This is a genomic window from Pseudomonas sp. LG1D9, assembly GCF_002949995.1.
In the GTDB taxonomy this organism is placed as follows: domain Bacteria; phylum Pseudomonadota; class Gammaproteobacteria; order Pseudomonadales; family Pseudomonadaceae; genus Aquipseudomonas; species Aquipseudomonas proteolytica.
The window spans coordinates 3,836,231-3,851,580 of record NZ_CP026881.1 but is presented as its reverse complement, the minus strand read 5'-3'; the positions used below and the strand labels follow the sequence as shown (position 1 = coordinate 3,851,580).

14 protein-coding genes are annotated in these 15,350 nt (G+C 60.5%); 11 read left to right on the top strand and 3 right to left on the bottom strand.

The window, feature by feature from the left end:
* The first annotated feature begins 16 nt into the window (after positions 1-16).
* The 5 genes from C5F71_RS18045 to phnX all read left to right on the top strand — a co-directional run bounded on the left by C5F71_RS18045 (position 17) and on the right by phnX (position 6,313).
* Positions 17-1,819 carry a B12-binding domain-containing radical SAM protein gene (locus C5F71_RS18045; RefSeq protein ID WP_104911657.1) on the top strand — a complete coding sequence of 601 codons (1,803 nt, stop codon included), beginning with the start codon at positions 17-19 and terminating at the stop codon, positions 1,817-1,819.
* A gap of 208 nt (positions 1,820-2,027) precedes the next feature.
* Entirely contained in the window at positions 2,028-3,119 is a 1,092-nt protein-coding gene (psrA, locus tag C5F71_RS18040; protein ID WP_104911656.1) for an iron-containing alcohol dehydrogenase PsrA, read from the top strand.
* Positions 3,120-3,211: 92 nt separating this feature from the next.
* Positions 3,212-4,507 carry an MFS transporter gene (locus C5F71_RS18035; protein ID WP_029300259.1) on the top strand — a complete coding sequence of 432 codons (1,296 nt, stop codon included), beginning with the start codon at positions 3,212-3,214 and terminating at the stop codon, positions 4,505-4,507.
* Between the two features lie 23 nt (positions 4,508-4,530).
* The gene (locus C5F71_RS18030) at positions 4,531-5,403 is read left to right on the top strand and encodes a LysR substrate-binding domain-containing protein (protein WP_029300257.1); all 873 of its coding nucleotides are present in this window, start codon (positions 4,531-4,533) and stop codon (positions 5,401-5,403) included.
* Positions 5,404-5,485: 82 nt separating this feature from the next.
* Complete coding sequence (phnX, locus tag C5F71_RS18025) at positions 5,486-6,313, top strand: phosphonoacetaldehyde hydrolase (protein ID WP_104911655.1); 828 nt, start codon at positions 5,486-5,488, stop codon at positions 6,311-6,313.
* Between the two features lie 125 nt (positions 6,314-6,438).
* Here the strand turns inward: phnX and C5F71_RS18020 are convergent, their stop codons facing one another.
* Positions 6,439-6,822: a cytochrome c family protein gene (locus C5F71_RS18020; protein ID WP_104911654.1), complete on the bottom strand. Its 384-nt coding sequence runs from the start codon at positions 6,820-6,822 to the stop codon at positions 6,439-6,441.
* A 53-nt stretch (positions 6,823-6,875) separates the two neighbouring features.
* Positions 6,876-7,469, bottom strand: coding sequence for a hypothetical protein (locus C5F71_RS18015; protein WP_256587910.1), 594 nt, complete (start codon positions 7,467-7,469; stop codon positions 6,876-6,878).
* A gap of 140 nt (positions 7,470-7,609) precedes the next feature.
* On the opposite strand from C5F71_RS18015, the gene C5F71_RS18010 reads away from it, so the two are divergent.
* Positions 7,610-8,329, top strand: a complete 720-nt coding sequence (locus C5F71_RS18010; RefSeq protein WP_104911653.1) for an SDR family oxidoreductase — start codon at positions 7,610-7,612, stop codon at positions 8,327-8,329.
* A gap of 17 nt (positions 8,330-8,346) precedes the next feature.
* Here C5F71_RS18010 and C5F71_RS18005 read toward each other — a convergent pair whose 3' ends face one another.
* Positions 8,347-9,279, bottom strand: a complete 933-nt coding sequence (locus tag C5F71_RS18005; protein ID WP_104911652.1) for a hypothetical protein — start codon at positions 9,277-9,279, stop codon at positions 8,347-8,349.
* 192 nt (positions 9,280-9,471) lie between these two features.
* On the opposite strand from C5F71_RS18005, the gene C5F71_RS18000 reads away from it, so the two are divergent.
* The 5 genes from C5F71_RS18000 (at position 9,472) to C5F71_RS17980 (ending at position 15,279) form a co-directional block, all read left to right on the top strand.
* The gene (locus tag C5F71_RS18000; RefSeq protein ID WP_029300246.1) at positions 9,472-9,849 is read left to right on the top strand and encodes a response regulator; all 378 of its coding nucleotides are present in this window, start codon (positions 9,472-9,474) and stop codon (positions 9,847-9,849) included.
* Between the two features lie 204 nt (positions 9,850-10,053).
* Positions 10,054-10,668, top strand: a complete 615-nt coding sequence (locus tag C5F71_RS17995; RefSeq protein WP_104911651.1) for a biliverdin-producing heme oxygenase — start codon at positions 10,054-10,056, stop codon at positions 10,666-10,668.
* Complete coding sequence (locus C5F71_RS17990) at positions 10,665-12,908, top strand: ATP-binding protein (RefSeq protein ID WP_104911650.1); 2,244 nt, start codon at positions 10,665-10,667, stop codon at positions 12,906-12,908. Before C5F71_RS17995 ends, C5F71_RS17990 begins: the two co-directional genes overlap by 4 nt.
* Positions 12,909-13,021: 113 nt before the next feature.
* On the top strand, positions 13,022-13,261 hold the full coding sequence (locus tag C5F71_RS17985; RefSeq protein WP_143007606.1) for a hypothetical protein: 240 nt from the start codon (positions 13,022-13,024) through the stop codon (positions 13,259-13,261).
* Between the two features lie 98 nt (positions 13,262-13,359).
* Entirely contained in the window at positions 13,360-15,279 is a 1,920-nt protein-coding gene (locus C5F71_RS17980; protein ID WP_104911649.1) for an alkaline phosphatase D family protein, read from the top strand.
* The last annotated feature ends 71 nt before the right edge of the window (positions 15,280-15,350 follow it).

Sequence of the window (15,350 nt, the reverse complement as noted above, 5' to 3'; positions counted from 1 at the left end):
CCCAGGAGATAGACAAATGGATTTGATCGCTTCGCAAGATACCGTGAGGATCGAGAGCTGCGGCCCCGGTTTTTCGGTTGCGCCCACACGGCCCTTGCTCAGTCACCTGGGACAGCCATCGTTACTGAGCAGCCGCACCGGCATCCGCCGGCGTGCCAATGGCGAAGCCCCTCGCGTATTGTTGTTTGTTCCCCCTTACACGCGCCTGATCGAGCCCACGCTGGACGACAGCGCATTCGCCCGCATCGGCATTGATACATTTGAAGTCATGAAACGTGCCGGTACCCCCATCGGTCTGTTGCGCATCGCCACCGTCGCCCGGCGTGCGGGTTATGAGGTGCAGATTGTCGATGCGCCCTTTGCCGGCTGGTCCCAGGAGTCCAGCCTGGTCAAGGTCGACCAGGGCCACCTGATCCGCTACGGCCTGACCGATGCGCAGATGCGCAAGATCATCGAAACCGCGCAGCCCGATATTGTCGGCATCCAATGCAACTACACCGTGCAATGGGGCAATGCCCGTGCACTGGCTGAACTGGTAAGGAATATCGACCCCAACCTGGTCCTGGTCACCGGCGGTGCTCATTCCAGTGGTGATTGGAAAAACGCGCTGCTGGATTCGGCCTTCGACTTTGCACTGATCAACGAAGCCGACCGCGCCTTCACACTGCTGCTCGATGCCTTGACCCACGAGGGCACCGACATCAATGCCGTGCCTGGCGTGGCCTACCGCGACAGCCGTGGGCAACTGGTTCGCCCTAGCCACAAGTCCAGCTATCTGAGCATCGTCCCCAAGCGCCAGGACCTCGACGAGCGGCTTGGCCTGATGCCCTTGCCGGATTTCAGCTTCCTGGACATGAACCATTACCTGCAGCCCTACCACTCCTCCGGAGCACGGGTGCGCAAGTACGGTGCCTGGGCGCAGATATTCTCCACGATTGGCTGCAACGTGAACTGTAACTTCTGCTACATCCCGAAAATCAATGGCCCTTGGCGCGCCCTGGGCCTCGACTGGTTTGACCTGCACTTGGCCGACTTGGTCAAGCAAGGCGTGACCGAGGTGTTGATCGAGGACGATCACCTGATGCACGACCCGCTGTATGCCATGGAGGTCGGTCGGCTGCTGAAAAAACATGACTTGCCCTGGGTTGAGGAAGGCGGGTTGAGCCTCTTCAACCTGATCCTGCTGCACCTGGGTGAGCGTTTTATCGCCCAGATGGACGAAAAGGAGCGCAAGAGCCCCCAATATCGCAATGTGATCGAAGCGGTCAAAGGAGGACTGACGGCAAGGGAGTTCATTCGCTCGATTGCCGAAAATGGCTGCTACAACATCTACCTTGCGGTGGAGAGCGCGAACGAGGACGCCCTGGTCAACTCCAACAAATCCCGACTCAATGCCATTCAACACTCCACATTCGAACTCATAGAAATTTTCACCGAACACGGGATTCAAGTCACCGGCGGGTTCATGCTGGGGTTCGTCAACCCTCCCGCGGGGCCTGGGCAAAAGCCTTTTGTAGAAAGCCTGGAGTTGATCGACCGGACCATCGATTACGCCGTCAACCTGATGGGCGCCGGCATGGCCTATGCCAACCCGTTTATCGTCACCCCGATCCCCGGGACGCCGATGTGGGAGTACCAGCGGCAATTTGTCGTGCGCCATTACGACAACGGCTGGTCCCATGAAAAAGCCACCATGGCGACCGATCAATGGAGCGCCGAAGCTATCGAAAAAGCCCGCATGGAATTGCTGGTCAGGGCCAATGGCGCTGATCGTGTCAGGGAGATGGTGCGCCGAGGCACCTGGCCCGTAGACGCTTGATGCAAGGGGTTGGAGCTTTCGGCGCCGAGGCGCAGTGAGCGCTGGAAGCATCCAACCGTCAAATCAGTTCAGTCACCGACCCCGCACTTGTCCATTCAGGCCCACTATCGGCCCAACCAATCCATCCCCCCAATCTATCGATTTGAGCTATCCCCCACCCTCCCCGACTATTGGCGCCACTTCCAACAACAAAAACCAGGAAAACGCCATGACCGCCCGATTCCACAACCCGGTAGACACTCGCTTCGGCTGGGGTTGCCTGCAAGACCTGGCCAGTATCACCGCGCAGCAGACCGTCACGCTCGTCACCTTTCCGGAAGCCCGTGCGCTGGGCTTGGTGGATAGGATCCAGGCACTGCTGGGCGAGCGTCTGGTGTATGTGGTCGAGGATGTGCAGCCCAACCCCGATGTCGCTCAACTGCGTGGCACCTATGAGCGTTTCTGGCAGCAGGCCGGAAGTTGTGATGTGGTGCTGGCCGTCGGTGGTGGCAGTGCAATTGATACGGCCAAGGCATTGATCGTCGGCACCGCGTCCGGGCAGTTCGATGAGTTGCTGGCGTTGTTGGCGACCGGCCAACCGTTTGTACCGGCCCATTGCAAGACGTTGATCGCGGCGCCGACCACCGCGGGTACCGGCAGCGAGGTGACGCCCTGGGCGACGATCTGGGATTCGGCCAGCCACAAGAAGTACTCCCTGCACCTGGACTGCACCTGGCCAAAGGTAGCGATTGTTGATCCACAGTTGATGCTCACGGTGCCAGCCGGGGTCACCGTATCTACAGGGCTCGATGCTTTATCCCACGCACTGGAGTCGATCTGGAATATCAACGCCAACCCGGTTTCCGACACTTTTGCGGTGTCCGCCATCGAGGACATCCTGGAGTGCCTGCCGCAACTGCGGCGCGACCTTGGCAACCCAGAGTTGCGCTCACGCATGGCCTTGGCGGCACTCAAGGCAGGCCTGGCGTTTTCCAATACCAAGACCGCCCTGGCCCACTCCATTTCCTACGAAATGACCCTGCACCACGGCCTGCCCCATGGCATCGCCTGCTCCTTTACCTTGCCGCTGGTGTTGGGGTTTGCGTGGGGGCATGACGCGGCGCGCGATCACACGCTGCGCCGGGTGTTCGGCAATGACCTGGATAAAGCCCAGACCCAGTTGCGCAACTTCCTGCACAGCCTGGACGTAAAAACCGAGTTCGCCGACTACGGCGTCACGCCCACCGAGGCCGACGCGATGATCCGCTTCGCCCTGCAAGGGGCACGCGGCAAGAACTTTATCGGTTCCAGGGCCGCCTGAGCCCAACGCAATTCAGTCTTTCCTCTTGCACCTGTAAAGCGTGCCACCCCGTCGCTGCGGTTTCGGGGGCGAATAACAATAAGGAAAACATCATGAATCGTGCACACACCCTGCCTGTCCCTGCCGTTCGCTCGGCGTCGTTCCGTGTTGCCCAGTGGCGCATGCTGCTGGCGGCGATGTTCTGTTACCTGTTTTTCTACACCGGGCGCCAGACCTTCGGCTTCGCCATCCCGGGGATACAGGCCGAGTTCGGCCTGACCAAGGAGGTGCTGGGCTGGATCTCGGCCGCCATGCTCTGGGCCTATGCCATTGGCCAGGCGATCAACGGCAACCTGGCCGACAAATTCGGCGGCCGGCGCATCATGACCCTGGGCGCGGTGCTGTCCTGTGGCGCCAACTGGGTCACCAGTTTTGCCAGTGGCTTTGCCGGATTGATCCTGCCGTGGGGCATCAACGGGTACTTCCAGGCACTGGGCTGGGCCCCGGGCAGCCGCTTGATCTCCAATTGGTGGAGCGCCAGCGAGCGCGGCCGGGTCTATGGCTTCTATGTGTTCGCCGCCGGTTGTGCCTCGGTGCTGTCCTATGTGACCTCCATCGTGGTGCTGGAGGTGCTGCACCTGGAATGGCGCTGGATCTTCCGCCTGCCAGTCCTGCTGATGCTGGCCGGGGGCATCCTGTTTTACCTGGTGGCCCGTGAACGCCCACAGGATCTTGGCTTCGAGCCCCTGGCCGATACCGGCGTGGCCAACGCCGAGGACAAGGGCCATGAAGTGGCCCAGGACACCGAAGAAACCTCGGCACAGCGCTACAAAGCCGTGCTGAAAAACGCGCGCCTGATCATCGCCGCCGTGTCCCTGGGCTTCCAGAACGCTGCGCGCTACGGCTTGATCGTGTGGGTACCGGTGCATTTTCTAGGCGCCAACTGGAAAAGCGGCGACAGCATGATCGATCCCAAGTGGATCACCGTCGCCCTGCCAGTCGGCATGGCCGTCGGCGCCCTGAGCAATGGCTGGGTGTCCGACAAGCTGTTCGGCTCCAAGCGCTACCTGGCGATCATGCTCTATATGTTCCTCGGCGCCGCCACCAGCCTGTGGATGTGGAGCCTGCCGCCCCATAGTGCAATCGGCCTGGTGGCGCTGTTTCTGTGCGGGTTCTTTGTCTACGGCCCGGCATCCAGCTTCTGGGCTCTGTGCCCGGACTTGGTAGGCGCCAAGCGCGCAGGCACCGCAACCGGTGTGATGAACTTCTCGTCTTATCTGTTCGCTGGCCTGGCGGAACCGCTGATCGGCAGTATGCTCGACAGTACCGGCAATACGTCGCTGATCTTCATCGTCGTCACCTCGGCCTGCCTGTGCAGCGCGGTGGTGGCCCTGTTTATCCGCCGTTGACGCCTTCTGGAACAGGACCCGTTATGTACCAGTACCACAAGTGGCTGCGTTCGTTTCATGCGGTGGCGAAGACCGGTAGTTTCACCCTCGCCGCCGAGTACTTGAGCGTCGGCCAGCCAACGGTCAGCGAACAGGTGAACGCCCTGGAAAAGCAGTTCTCGGTGGAGTTGTTCCACCGCCGTGGGCGCTTTATCGAGATGAGCGCGGCCGGCCACGCGCTCTACGGAATCACCCAGGGCCTGTTCGGCCAGGAGGATGAGGCCATGCAATTGCTGCACAGCTTCAAGCAGCGCAAGACCGGGATGTTGCGCCTGGGCGCGGTGTCGCCGCCAATCGCCATGAACCTGACGTACGAGTTGATGCAACGCCACCCGGACATCGAGCTGGAAACCTCGTTTTCCCCGGAGAAGGAAACCCTCGACCGCCTGTTCAACTTTGATATCGACGTGGCAATCCTGGCCCTCTCGGAATTTGACCGACGCTTCGACACGCAACTGTACCGCCGCTACCCGATCATCGCGGTGGTACGCGACGACCATCCCTGGGCGGCGCAGAAAGAAGTGCACGTCGCACAGATCAGCCAGGAGCGCTGGGTCATGCGCGAACGCAGCTCACGCACCCGGCAGTTGGTGGAAGAAAGCTGCAAGCGCCTGGGTGTGGACCTCAACTGCGTGATGCAGCTCAACAGCCGCGAGGCCATCGTGCATGCCATCGCCAAGGGCATCGGCATCGGCTTTGTGTCGGCGGTGGAGTACGCCGAAACGCCGGGCACCACCCCGATCACCTTTGTCGATCACCCGTTTTCCATCGACTACCACCTGTGTTGCCTGGGGATCCGGCGCAACCGCCCGATGATCGCCGAACTGTTTGAGGCCAGCCCCATACCGGCTACCTGAATCGCCTGATTTTTTTGTACGCAACCGGCTTACCCCGTTTATCGGGGGACGGCCCACTCATACCCGAAACTGGAGATTGCTCATGCATTACCAACAACCTGCCAAGCTGCAAGCCGCGGTCCTGGACTGGGCCGGCACCGTCGTCGACTTCGGCTCCTTCGCCCCCACGCAGATTTTTGTCGAAGCCTTTGCCGAGTTCGGCGTCGCGGTTTCCCTGGAGGAAGCGCGCGGCCCCATGGGCATGGGCAAGTGGGATCACATCCGCACCCTGTGCAATCAACCGCAGATTGCCGAACGTTATCGCGCCGTGTTCCATCGCCTGCCGAGCGACGAGGACGTCACCGCCCTGTATGAGCGTTTCATGCCACTGCAGATAGAGAAAATCGCCCTGCATTCGGCGGTGATTCCCGGCGCACTGCAGGCAATTGAAACCCTGCGGGGCAAAGGCCTGAAGATCGGCTCGTGCTCGGGCTATCCGGCGGTGGTGATGGCCAAGGTGGTTGAGTTGGCGCGGCAAAATGGCTACGTGGCCGATCATGTGGTGGCCACTGACGAAGTGCCCAACGGACGTCCACATCCAGCCCAGGCCCTGGCCAACGTGATCGCCTTGGGCATCAGCGATGTGGCGGCATGCGTCAAGGTCGATGACACTTGGCCAGGGATCCTGGAAGGGCGCAGTGCCGGCATGTGGACGGTGGCGCTGACCTGCTCCGGCAACGCGCTGGGGCGCACTTACGCACAATACAAAGCGCTACCGGCCGAAGAACTGGCCCAGGAGCGCGAGCGTATTTCCCAGATGTTTGAGGGTGCGCGACCACACTACCTGATCGATACCATCGTCGACCTGCCAGCGGTGATCGATGACATCAATGGGCGGCTAGCGCGTGGTGAAACACCCCAGGGCACCTGATCCTGGCAGCCTGCTCGTCTGTGGCGAGCGGGCTTGTCGGAGCGCCGCATCGCCCGCGCTGGGCTGCAAAGCAGCCCCAACCAGCCAAATGCGGTGTATCAGATATTCGTAGCGGCTGGGTTGGGCTATTGCGTCTGGAAAGTCTCAAGATACGCCAGCAGGTTCTCGATCTTCTCCTGATCGCTGATCCCCCAGAAAATCATACGGGTGCCGCTCACCACTTTCTTCGGGTTCTCGATATAGGCGGCAAGTGTTTCCCGCGTCCACACCACACCTGAGTTTTTCATCGCGTCGGAATACTGATAGTCCGCCGTGGTACCCGCCAGCCGCCCGATCACCCCATTGAGCTGTGGCCCGAAACCGCCGCGCGCATTCAACCCGACACTGTGGCAACCGCCGCAGGTCTTGGTGAACAACCTGCCACCCGCCTCGGCATCACCCGCTGCCGTCGCCGAAGTGTTAAAGAGCGCGGCAGTGAACAAAAGAGTCAGTAAGGCAGCGGGTTTCATCAGGGGCTCCAGGTCAGGGCTTCAGCAGTGAAGGCGGCAATTATGCCTGCGGTTTACTTGTCCTCGTCCACGTTATTGAAGCGTGCCCGGTTGATCTGCCAAGGCAGGGCTGGCTGCGAACGGATTTTCTTGTGTTTGCCACGGCTGAAAAAGTGCGTTTGCAGTTCTAGGAAGTGTCGGTCGCGCCCAACCTGTTCAAAGGTCACGATAAAGAAAATCAGCGGTTTGCTGGCCTCGGCCCAGAGCCTGGAAGCCTTCTCTATAGCTGCGGGCAAGTGATCGATGCTGCTGTAGGAGACGAAGGTGGCAAACGCCGCAGGTTCTCGTTGATTTAGCAGCTTGGTGATTTCCTCTACTTTCTTGTTATGAGGCTCATCCCACTCCCATTCGACATGGGACAAGACGCTTTTGTCCGGGAACCTCAAGACCGCATCGGTGCGCCCACTCTGTTCGAAATAGGCACGCGCGCCGAGCAACTTGGCGCACTGACGCATCACCAGCCCAACATGAATCGTCCAGCCCGCACGGTTGGTGACGGCATCGACCTCCACCGGAAAATCCTGATACCACAGGCAATTGAATAAGGTGATGAAGTCGCGTTCGATCCGTTTCATTTTCTTCCCTGGCTTCGGCTGGACAAATATCAAAGAGCCATCATTCTAAATCAGTCGAAGAACAATCCCGCCCTGCCCGACATAACATTTAGACACAGCCATTCAATTGCCATCACTCCCGCCCTCTGCTTGCATGCGCACTTTCCCTCAGCACGTCAGTTCAGGAGCGATCGATGAGAACCATGGTGGTCGGTGCAAGCAAAGGTTTGGGCAGGGCATTTATGGAAGGCGTGGGCGGGGCGGGCGATACCTTGATCGGTGTCTCGCGCAGCCGCCCCACTGGCTTGGTCTCCAGCACCGGCGCCGAAGTGTCGTGGGTAGAAGCCGACCTTGGCCAACCAGCACAGGCCGCGCAGCTCATCGAACAAGCAGTGGCGCAGGACGGCCTGGACACGCTGATCTATAACCTGGGCATCTGGGAGGATCGGGCGTTCGATGAGGCCTACAGCTTTCTCAAGGATGAAGACACGCAGTTGGAAGCCATCGTCAGTTGCAACATCACCGCGCCTCTGCTGCTGATCAAGCGCCTGCTGCCCGTACTGTTAAAAAGCCCCAACCCACGCATCATCCTGACCGGCTCGACCTCGGGACTGCCCCAGAGCGGGCGCCCGGAAGTCACGTTTGGCGCGTCGAAATTCGCCCTGCGCGGCATGGCCGATGCCCTGCGCGAAGGCTATCGGCACCAGCGCCTGGGCGTGACCTGCCTGAACCTGGGCTACCTGAATACCGAGGACCCGTTGAGCACCTCCCGGCTTGAGGCCGAGCAGCGCGGCGACGGGCAGTTGATCCCGGTACATGACGTGGTGCAGGTGGTGCGCATGGCCATGAGCCTGTCATCGGCCAGCTTCGTCAAGGAGCTGACGTTGCCGGCATTGCTCGACGAGCGCTTCTGACTCAATAGGCCGAATCTTCAGACAGCCAGGTAGATCGTCATCAGGCATAACGGCACCAACACCAGCCCCAGCAACATCATGAACACCACACTCATGGCGTTGGTCCGGGGCGTGCCAACGTGGCTGACAACCCCCATGCACAAGCGTCGCAGCCAGTCAGCGCCCCTGGCGAACTGGTAGGCCACGGTGATGGTAAGCAGTGAGAGTGTGCCGGTGACCGCGCAGTAAAACAGGATCGGCTCAGGCATGAAGTAGCTGGAGACAAGCCCTTCGGACGTGGCATAGATAAATGTCACGGGCTGAAACAGCGAAATCGAATACAGCACATCGCGCAATGGACTGAACGTGATCGTCGGCCGCACTTCGTCGGCGGGCAACATGGCGTACAGCTCGCTCATATCCGACCAGCGAAACCAGTAAACCGCCGCGCTGAACAGCAGGTACGCCAACGCAATCGTCGCCGAAAAGCACCACAAAAACCGCCACGAACCAAAGCCGCGGCGCATCCCCACATTGATGCTCCATTTCGTCAATTGGATGGTCACGCAATCGATCGCGATCGCGACGAGCAGGCCCTTGCTATAAAAGTCCTTGATCGCCTGCAGCACATTGGGCGGCGGCGGCACATTGAACACGTGCTCAGGGTTTTTAAACAGGTAGAGATCCAGCAGCCACACGACAAAAAACACCAGTGACACCAGCAAGGTGTACAGCGGGATGCTGATCAACTGGCGCCTGGCCAGTAACGTGCGCCCGAACACCCGCTGGAAGCAACTGGCCCACAACTGCGCTATCCCGATAAAGCGATCACGGCCAAGGCTCATGCCGCTCAAGCTCTTGAGTATTTCCAGGCGACTTTTCTTGGTGCTGAACGCCACTGCCACCAACACCCCGGTGCAACCGAACAAAACGGTGGCAACGACGATCAACGCGCCGATCATCTCTTTCACACTGGCATTCCTTGCGGTGAATTTTCCGGCCCACATCCTGGCTTAACCCACCCAAGACTCGCAAGCTATAGCGGTTGTGCAGCCGCCGTAGATAGCACCAAATGACCACCCATCGAATAAAAAACATCCAATCGAACCTAACCCCTGACTGGCCACTCCACCTTATTCAACCCAGATGGTGGAGTAAGGATCATGGCTCAGCCATCGATATTGGTATTGGAAGACGACGAGATTATTCGCTCGCTGATGGTGGACGTGCTGGAGGAATTCGGCGCCGTGGTGACCTCTTTCCCTTCGGCCGATGAGGGGATGATTTTTCTGGAGAGGACCAGTGATCCGGTAGACCTGATTGTCAGCGATATCCAGATGCCCGGCCTGCTCAACGGCTATGACTTGAGCAAGGTCGTGGCCCATCGCTGGCCATCCTTGCCAGTGGTGCTGACCTCAGGCAATACGGTGATGGCCGCACAATTGGGCAGCACGGTGAAGTTTTTGCCCAAGCCCTGGAGCACAGAGCGGCTGCTCGACTGTGTGCAAGCCGCGTTGGTGCAAGGTACCTCCCTGCACTAATAGCATCGCAATATCGCGGCAATCGAACTTCGCGACAGAGTGTGAGGTCTGTTTTTGAGTATCCGGTTATTTTTCTGACGAAAACGTCAGGTTTTTCGTTATGACCTCTCAGATACAGACGGTCGGGCGTATAGAATTGTGCGTCCACCCTTCACTCACGCGTCAGCCATGGCCCGCCCTGGCCGACCCCTCCGAGCTTCCTGCATGCATCCACCGGCCCATGACGTCGCGGCGCCCTCCCTGCTTGAAGCCTTGCGCTCGGGCACAGCCCAACTCCATGTGGCCCTGGAAAAACGCTTGCCGTTCTTTTCATCGGGGCTGGATGCCGACTGGTATGGCCGCCTGCTTGCGGCCTACTACGGTTTCTACCATCCGATAGAATCGCGACTGTACGACAGCGCGATGATTCCTGTGGGATTCGACCAGACGCTGCGAGTGAAAACACCAACCCTGCACAGTGACCTGATTGCCTTGGGCCTGGCTAACCCAGCGATTGTCGCCCTGCCCCTCTGCCCGAGCCTCCCTCCTCTCGGCACACCGGCCGCCTGCCTGGGCGTGTTGTATGTGCTCGAAGGCGCGACCCTTGGCGGCCAGGTGCTGCGCCGGGAGATGGCCCGCAGCCTGGGGCTGGACGCCAGCAATGGCGGCGCCTTTCTCAATGTTTATGGCGCCGAGACCGGTCGGCGCTGGAAAGACTTTCTCGACTACCTGGGCCACGTCCCGCTGGACGACCTTGGCCGTCAGCAGGCGGTGGACGCGGCCTGTGCGACATTTCGCTGTTTTGAGCAATGGCTCGACAGCCAGGAGGTACTGCTATGAAACCCGATGACTTTGAACAACTGCTGGCCAACTGTGCTGACGAGCCAATCCGTTTTCCCGGTGCGATCCAGCCTCACGGCGTGCTGCTGACCCTGAGCGAACCAGACTTGCGGATCGTGCAAGTCAGCGCCAACGTGGTCAGCCTGTTCAATCACCAGCCCGAGGCCTTGCTCGGCCAACCACTGGACACGCTGCTGGGCACGCAACATACCGACGTTGTGCGCCAGATGGCCGGCCAACCCAGCTTTATCGATGCCCCGCCACTGTACGTCACCCTTAACGGTGGCCAGTTCGAAGGCCTGTTGCATCGCCACCAAGGCGTGCTGGTGCTGGAATTCGAGCCACACTACGAGCACTTCCAGCCCAAGTCCCAGAATGGTCGCACCAGCAACCTGGGCAAGATGCTGCAACGGTTGCAGTCGGCGAAAACCCTGCAAGCCTTGTACGAAATCAGCGTGAGCGAAATCCAGGCCATGACCGGCTATGACCGGGTACTGATTTATCGCTTCGAAGAGGAAGGCCACGGCCAGGTCATCGCCGAAGCATCCGCGCCCTCCATGGAACTGTTCAACGGCCTGTTCTTCCCCGCGTCCGACATCCCGCAACAAGCCCGCGAGCTGTACCGCACCAACTGGTTGCGGATCATCCCCAATGCCGACTACGAGCCGGTGCCGCTGCTGCCCAAGCTGCGCCCGGACACCGGCCAGCCGCTGGATCTGAGCTTCGCCACCCTGCGTAGCGTGTCGCCGATCCACTGCCAATACATGAAGAACATGGGCGTGCTGTCGTCCATGAGCATCTCGCTGATGAAGGGCGACAAATTGTGGGGCCTGATCAGCTGCGGTAACCGCGAGCCGCTGCACGTGCCCAACGATCTGCGCACCACCTGCCAGACCATCGGCCAAGTGCTGTCGTTGCAGATCAGCGCCATGGAAGCCCTGGATATCAGCCGCCAGCGTGAAGAAAAGGTCGACGCCCTGGGCGAACTTAACCAGGCAATGAGCAACTCATCGGACGCGGTGTTCGACGGCCTGGCCCAATGTCCACAGGTGCTGATGGACCTGGTGCAGGCCGGCGGCGTGGCAATCATTGAAGGCCAGCAACTGCACCGCTACGGCAACTGCCCCGAGCCGGAGCAGATCCGCGCCTTGCACAAGTGGTTGAAGGACACCGGGCAACCGGTGTTTGCCAGCCACCATCTGTCAGCGGTCTACCCGCCCGCGGCGGATTATCAGGCGGTAGCCAGTGGCGTCATGGCCATGAGTTTGCCCAAACCGGTGGACAACGGCGTGCTGTGGTTCCGCCCGGAAGTCAAAGAGAACATCCAGTGGAGCGGCGACCCGAAGAAACCGCTGGCCCTGGAGAAATCCGACACTGGCCTGCGCCTTCGCCCACGCACCTCGTTTGAAATCTGGAAGGTGGAAATGGCCGGCATCTCCACCAAGTGGAGCCCCGGCGACCGCTTTGCCGCCAACGATCTGCGCCGCTCGGCCCTGGAAAACGACCTGGCCCGCCAGGTCCTGCGCGAACAACAGGCCGTGCGCGCCCGGGATGAGCTGGTAGCCGTGGTATCCCATGACCTGCGCAACCCGATGACCGTGATCTCGATGCTCTGCGGCATGATGCAAAAGGCTTTCAGTTCCGATGGCACCCACACCTCGCGGCGGATTTCCTCGGCAATCGACACCATGCAACAAGCCGCCGGGCGCATGAATGTGTTGCTGGAAGATTTGCTCGACACCTCAAAAATCGAAGCGGGCCGCTACACCGTCAGGCCGGTGCCGCTGGACGTCAGCCAGATCTTCGAAGAGGCCTACTCACTGCTGGCGCCCCTGGCCCTGGAAAAGGGCGTGGACCTGTCGTTCAACGCCGAACCCGGCCTGCAGATCAACGCCGACCCCGAGCGCCTGTTCCAGGTGCTGTCGAACCTGATCGGCAACGCCATCAAATTCACACCTCGCCAGGGCATTATCGGTATTTCGGCGATGAGCAATGACGAGGAAATTGTGTTTTCAGTGCGTGACTCCGGTGAGGGCATTGCCCCTGACCAGTTGCCCCATGTGTTTGATCGCTATTGGACCCTGACCGAAAACAATCCCACGGGTAGCGGCCTGGGGTTGTACATCACCCAGGGTATCGTCAAGGCCCACGGCGGCCGGATCGAGGCCCAAAGCGAGCTGGGACGTGGCAGTGAGTTCCGCTTTACCGTGCCAAAAGCGCCGAAAGAATCACACCTCTGATCGGGCGTGCTGTGGCGAGCCGTTTGCCACAGCGTCGCGCTCTTCGTATTCATATTTGGAAGCGAGTTGTTTATAGCTCGACTATCAGCCTGCTAGGTAGCGTTGGCGTCGCCATGGCAGCGCCAGACATTCTTACCGAGACGATACCGATGATCGCCACTATCACTTCCCCCCTCGTACACCTGCATCAGTACCCTGCACACTCGGACGAACCCGCCCTCACGCGCAACAAACGTTCCTACGACCAGCCCTTCGCCGCGGGCCCGGCCAATGACTTCAACCGCCTTTCGGCCAACGACCGCCGCAAGAGCACCGGCACGCTGGACAGCCTGGGCCGTGGGAACCTGCTGTAGATGATCCAGGCCGGGGCCCCGCACCTGCCGCGTTGACAAAACACCGACATCCCCTGCGCTAACCTGCGCTGTCATCCTTCGCACAGAGCCATTTTTTCATGCTGCAACCCGACATATTGCCCGCCGTCCTCGCCGGCCCCCTGTTGCGTCGTCTGGAACCTGGGCGCCTGGTGTTGTGGCTGGTGGGCAGTCGAGCGCTGGCACTGACCCTGCGATTGCAGTTCACCCAGCACGCGCGCCAACAGTCGCTGGATATCGACCTCGACGCCAGCCGCTGCCAGGTGATCCCCGTAGGTCGCGCAGCGTTTATCCACCTGATCGATGTAACGCTGGACACGCCGCTGCCCCAGGACGTGCCCATCAGCTATGACCTGCTGACCGACGATCAAAGCGGCATCGCCGAGTGGGCGCCGCACCTGCTGTACGCCAATGCCCAGACCCCGGATTTCATCCTGCACAGCCGTATCCGCCAGTTGCTGCACGGCTCTTGCCGCAAACCCCACCATTACGCCGATGAAGGCCTGCTCTGCGCAGACCGCCTGTTGGCCGAAGATCGCAGCCTGGCCCAGCGCCCGGCCCTGTTGATGATGAGCGGCGACCAGGTGTATGCCGACGATGTCGCCGGGCCGATGCTGCGCGCCATTCATGGCCTGATTGCTCGCCTGGGCCTGTTCGATGAACATCTCGATGGCGCAGTGGTGGACGACAGCACCCGGCTCTACGACCACCCCGCCAGCTACTACCATCGCGCCGACCTGTTACCGGCGCTGGAGAGCAACGAGACCCTGCGCGAACGCTTCTTTGGCGGCGTGAAGAAACCGATCTTCACCAGCAGCACCGCCGACAACCACCTGGTAACTTTCGCCGAAGTCATGGCGATGTACCTGCTGGCCTGGTCGCCAACCCCTTGGAGCCTGATCGCCCCGCACCCTCCCACGCGGTTATCCCTGGAAGAACGGGCACGCTACGCCCGTGAACAGGTGCCTGTGGATAAGTTTCGCGATGGCCTGGCCGGCGTGGCCCGGGTGTTCGCCCATGTTCCATGCCTGATGATCTTCGATGATCACGACATTACCGATGACTGGAACCTCAGCGCCCAGTGGGAGCAGACCGCCTACGGCAACCCCTTCTCCAAGCGCATCATCGGCAACGCCCTGCTTGCCTACATGCTTTGCCAGGGCTGGGGCAACAACCCCGATGCCTTCGCCCTAATCGTGGAAAAAACCCTGGCCCTGACCGCCACCGCCCAGGACCACGACAATCATCTGCATGCCCCCAGCCAGGACCAATTGCTGGAAGAACTCCTGAAATTCCAGCAGTGGCACTACGTGCTACCCACCACTCCGGCGCTGGTGGTCATCGACACCCGCACGCGGCGCTGGCGCAGTGAGTTCACCCTCAAGCAACCGTCCGGCCTGCTGGACTGGGAAGCCTTGAGCGAATTGCAACAGGAACTGCTGGACCACCCGTCGGCCATCATCGTTTCGCCCGCGCCGATCTTCGGCGTCAAGCTGATCGAAACCGTGCAGAAAATCTTCAGTTGGTGCGGCTACCCGCTATTGGTAGATGCCGAAAACTGGATGGCCCACCGTGGCGCCGCACAAGTGATCCTGAATATCTTCCGCCACTCGCGTACCCCGGGGAACTACGTGATTCTGTCCGGGGATGTGCACTACTCGTTCGTCTACAAGGTGCTGATCCGCCATCGCAATGTCGGGCCGCATATCTGGCAGATCACCAGCAGCGGCATCAAGAACCAGTTCCCGCCGCGCCTGCTGGAATGGTTCGACCGCCTCAACCGCTGGCTGTACTCGCCGCGCTCGCCCCTGAACTGGCTGACCCGTCGCCGTCGCATGCAGGTGGTGCCGTATATCCCGGAGCATGCCGAAGCCGGCGAGCGCCTGTGGAACAGTGCCGGCATCGGCCAGGTATTTTTCAACGAACAAGGCCAGCCTGAGTCGATCTACCAGCACAATGCCAACGGTGCGCCGCCCACGCGCATGGTAGAGCCGCAATAGCCTGCAGGCCGCGAACAATGGCACTTAGCCATAGTTTTGCGGCCTCTTCTACGCAGGCAAGCCTCGTTGTA

What these genes read in the sequence shown, in the direction of transcription:
- C5F71_RS18045 (WP_104911657.1), top strand. Translation starts at nt 17, where the DNA reads ATGGATTTGATCGCTTCGCAAGATACCGTGAGGATCGAGAGCTGCGGC.
- psrA (WP_104911656.1), top strand. Translation starts at nt 2,028, where the DNA reads ATGACCGCCCGATTCCACAACCCGGTAGACACTCGCTTCGGCTGGGGT.
- C5F71_RS18035 (WP_029300259.1), top strand. Translation starts at nt 3,212, where the DNA reads ATGAATCGTGCACACACCCTGCCTGTCCCTGCCGTTCGCTCGGCGTCG.
- C5F71_RS18030 (WP_029300257.1), top strand. Translation starts at nt 4,531, where the DNA reads ATGTACCAGTACCACAAGTGGCTGCGTTCGTTTCATGCGGTGGCGAAG.
- phnX (WP_104911655.1), top strand. Translation starts at nt 5,486, where the DNA reads ATGCATTACCAACAACCTGCCAAGCTGCAAGCCGCGGTCCTGGACTGG.
- C5F71_RS18020 (WP_104911654.1), bottom strand. Translation starts at nt 6,822, where the DNA reads ATGAAACCCGCTGCCTTACTGACTCTTTTGTTCACTGCCGCGCTCTTT.
- C5F71_RS18010 (WP_104911653.1), top strand. Translation starts at nt 7,610, where the DNA reads ATGAGAACCATGGTGGTCGGTGCAAGCAAAGGTTTGGGCAGGGCATTT.
- C5F71_RS18000 (WP_029300246.1), top strand. Translation starts at nt 9,472, where the DNA reads ATGGCTCAGCCATCGATATTGGTATTGGAAGACGACGAGATTATTCGC.
- C5F71_RS17995 (WP_104911651.1), top strand. Translation starts at nt 10,054, where the DNA reads ATGCATCCACCGGCCCATGACGTCGCGGCGCCCTCCCTGCTTGAAGCC.
- C5F71_RS17990 (WP_104911650.1), top strand. Translation starts at nt 10,665, where the DNA reads ATGAAACCCGATGACTTTGAACAACTGCTGGCCAACTGTGCTGACGAG.
- C5F71_RS17985 (WP_143007606.1), top strand. Translation starts at nt 13,022, where the DNA reads ATGGCAGCGCCAGACATTCTTACCGAGACGATACCGATGATCGCCACT.
- C5F71_RS17980 (WP_104911649.1), top strand. Translation starts at nt 13,360, where the DNA reads ATGCTGCAACCCGACATATTGCCCGCCGTCCTCGCCGGCCCCCTGTTG.